Source organism: Wolbachia endosymbiont of Pentalonia nigronervosa (assembly GCF_014534705.1).
Taxonomy (GTDB): domain Bacteria; phylum Pseudomonadota; class Alphaproteobacteria; order Rickettsiales; family Anaplasmataceae; genus Wolbachia.
Window position 1 is genome coordinate 1 of record NZ_JACVWV010000091.1, and the last position, 3,518, is coordinate 3,518.

Below are 3,518 nucleotides of genomic sequence, written 5' to 3' on the forward strand. Positions count from 1 at the left end.
CTCTAAAAAAGATCCCGAAGCTGAAGGATTTCAGGTTATTCCAAAACGTTGGATAGTTGAAAGAACCTTTGCTTGGCTCTCCAATTTTAGGCGCATGAGCAAAGATTACGAACATTCTCCTCTTACCTCCAAGACTAATATTTTCTTTGATATGATTACCGTTATGCTTAGCTACTTAAATGATTTCAAGACAGGTTCTGAGGAAGTAACTTACGAATCTTATCTATTTTGTTCTTCGGAGGGTTTCCTGTATTATGCTCCCTAACCGCAATAAACAGTTTGGTAATATTGATAAGGTCAAAGTTACACCGTTGCTTGTTTTCATCAACTTTCTGCTCAAGAGCTTTTAAGTTTTGTTCTAACACACCTTCCCTCCTAACATCTTGTAAATAACCTTATATTTGTATCAAATTTTTCACAATTTACAATAAAATTATTAATGGCAAGGAGTTTTTGTACATCTTGGATTTTGTCTGCTTTTTTATCGGTTCAAATTTTAGTGTGAGTTCTCTCTTTCAAGAAAACCCACAACCTTCTTCAGCTTCTTACACTTTTTCTCAATTTGACGTGCATTACTCTTTAAATATCTCTATAGGGAAGGCCCTTCATTTTTACATATATTTTGTTTAATAGAAACCCCTTTCAGGTTTGTACGTAGCTGAGTTCTACTTGGCAGGGGCCTTAAATTATAATGACTTGATTGTTCCACATCATTTTTCACGTTTGTACTAGGCTCTTGACCTTGAGCAGTTGGCGTAATACTACTAGAACTATCCTCTTTTTCCCAGGATAACATTTTTTCTACTGAACTTTTTATTGTTTTTGCCATTCCTAGTGCTTCACGAAAATTATCTATATCTTTTTCTGTCGTCAAGTTCCTAACAATAACTTCATTTATATCAGGTGATTGTTTATTACATGGAAGAAACGAAAGGGGAAAATCTTCTAACTCTCTTTTTACTAGTTTTTTCACTTCCCCAACTTTATTAGGAGAAGACCAATGACTCCAAAACTCTTTTAACTCCCCTTTTAAATTTGGCATTTTTGTTTCAGGATTATGCAGTAAAATATGTGATATTACAATTTTTGACGGTATTATTCCTAATTTTTCTATTACTTTGAATATCTCATCCATCAAATTTCTATTATTAACACCTGATATGCATTCCTTAATAACATCCTCTAACATTGCAGATTGTAACTCCTGTCCCTCTTCTCCTAACTCTCCTGCTGTTTTAAACAGATAATATGCTGGATCTTTATAACCACTTTTCACATCTGAAATAAATACCTTGCCAGCATCTTTTAACATTGCAAGTTGTAACTTTTCCCCCTCTTCTAACTCCATTATAGATTTAAGTAGACTATTTACTGTTTCTACATCACCACTCTGACAAGCTGGTATAAACTGTTTTAGATCTTCCGACATAACACCCCCTATAATAAAACTACCTTTACTAAACCATCAAGGTTTAACATAATACTTCAAGTATGGTAATCTATCTTTAAAACTTGTCAACTCCATATTTAGATTTTTTTTGAAATAATCTTTTATTCCTGTTGTAATGTTTTTATTTTTAAAGAAAAATTCAGTAGTAGTAAAAAACTCTTTGTTGACTTATTTTGTCAGCATGTTAAAATTAAAAGTTTCTCTCTATTTCTCCATAGGGTATGGTATGGTATGGTATTGTTTCATTTTATGCTAATATTATACCTGCCAATACAGCCATTTTACCCAAGTAACACGATGAAACAGAGAACAAGTTTTTTTTGGAATCGCTTGGCCCGCCAAACAGCATGTTTGAACCTATCTCCATACAAAATTTAGCATGAACCAAAATCCCAATACTGCTGGCTTTAGTTCTGTTAAGACGTGTACCTACGCACTTATCTTATTTTTCATAACTTATTAATCTTTCTTTCATAACGCTATGTTTATGTAAAACTTTCTCACAAATACCCCTACCTTTTTTGCGTTTTTGAGAAAAGTAAAGTAGTCAATAATTGAATTTTTTGTCACGCTGAAGAAATAGGTTTTATTAAAAAAAATATTTAATTTAACAAAATGCTACTTTACCTTAAATTTGCTTGCTTTATACTTATGTGACTATGCATTCATGTTTCATTGATGCTATTTATCTTGAAATATAAAATGAAATTTTGTATAATCATTTCAATTAAGATCCATGTATTAAAATAATGCGCGAAACTGGATATTACCAGTATATAGGTAAACTAGCACACTTTGTTCCATATCCATTACCACCAAAGGATCCTTCTCTTAGTTTTAGCAATAACATTGCCATTCTCTACGGCGAGGTTATGGTAAAACTTGGTCAATTAAATGAAATGGCTGAGCGTTTGCCAAATGTAGAGAGATTCATTAAAGCCTATATCATAAAAGAAGCTCTGCTTTCTTCATCAATTGAAGGTATACATACAACTTTACTTGATATTTTTACTCAAAGAATATCATCAACCAAACCAAGTAAACAAACACAATTAGTTCTAAATTATACCAAAGCTCTTGATATAGGGTTGACTGCAGTCAGAAACTTGACAATTTCTCAAACTATTTTAGCTGTGCATAGAGAGCTTATGCAATTTAATGAGGGCAGCGGTGAATATCGTGTAGATTCAGTACGTGTTGGTAATCTAATTGCACCTCCTGTATCAGAAATAATCAATTTAATCAGTGATTTAGAGAGTTATATTAATACTCATGATACATTACCTTTTCTCATTAAAATAGGACTAGTGCATGTGCAATTTGAAATTATTCACCCGTTTATAGACGGTAATGGAAGGATAGGAAGGTTGTTAATTGTTATACTGTTGGTCCATTATGGTTTATTATCAACTCCAATACTTTATCCATCTTACTATTTTAAAAAGAACCACCTTGATTATTATAGGTGTCTAGATAGGGTCAGAACCCATGGTGATTTTGAAGGATGGATTGAATATTATCTAAATGCTATAAAAGACAGCAGCTTTGACGCTTATTATAGAGCTAGGAATATTGAAAAGTTAGAGAAAGATTTAATAGATATGTTACAGGCAAGCCAACATTTCTCCAATATCCGTGAAATAGCTCTACAAGCATTAAATGTACTTTTTCAACTTCCAATCATAAATATTAAGGAATTGAGTAAAAAATTAAATAAAGCATATAATACAGCAAATAATCTCGTTTTACAATTCGTTAAAGTTAGAATATTAGTGGAAGATGATAATAATAAAAACCGTAATAAGCTCTATAGATTTGAGCCTTATTTGGAACTTCTTGAACAAGATATAAAACCAAAATAGCTTCCTTTGCTTTATTTTCTCTTTTTTTACGTACGTGAATAGCTAATCAACTTCAAGAATTGTATATTTCCCTCTTGTACTTTATTGAGTTCTTTACGAAAGCCCTCCTTCACCATGTTTCTTGATCTATGCTGAAATTACAGAGTTATGCACCCCCTTTATCTTTTCCTATCGCACATATTCCCATGGAGTTTAGATACACATTA

At 32.1% G+C, this 3,518-nt stretch carries 2 protein-coding genes and 1 pseudogene; 2 read left to right on the forward strand and 1 reads right to left on the reverse strand.

The window, feature by feature from the left end:
* A pseudogene (locus tag IC220_RS07945) lies at positions 1–116 on the forward strand (transposase); the annotation flags it as partial.
* Between the two features lie 473 nt (positions 117–589).
* Here the strand turns inward: IC220_RS07945 and IC220_RS06445 are convergent.
* Positions 590–1,429 (reverse strand): hypothetical protein, encoded by an 840-nt coding sequence (locus tag IC220_RS06445; RefSeq protein WP_188153652.1) that lies wholly within the window; start codon positions 1,427–1,429, stop codon positions 590–592.
* A 770-nt stretch (positions 1,430–2,199) separates the two neighbouring features.
* Here IC220_RS06445 and IC220_RS06450 point away from each other — a divergent pair.
* Complete coding sequence (locus tag IC220_RS06450; protein ID WP_188153653.1) at positions 2,200–3,312, forward strand: Fic family protein; 1,113 nt, start codon at positions 2,200–2,202, stop codon at positions 3,310–3,312.
* Positions 3,313–3,518 lie beyond the last annotated feature (206 nt).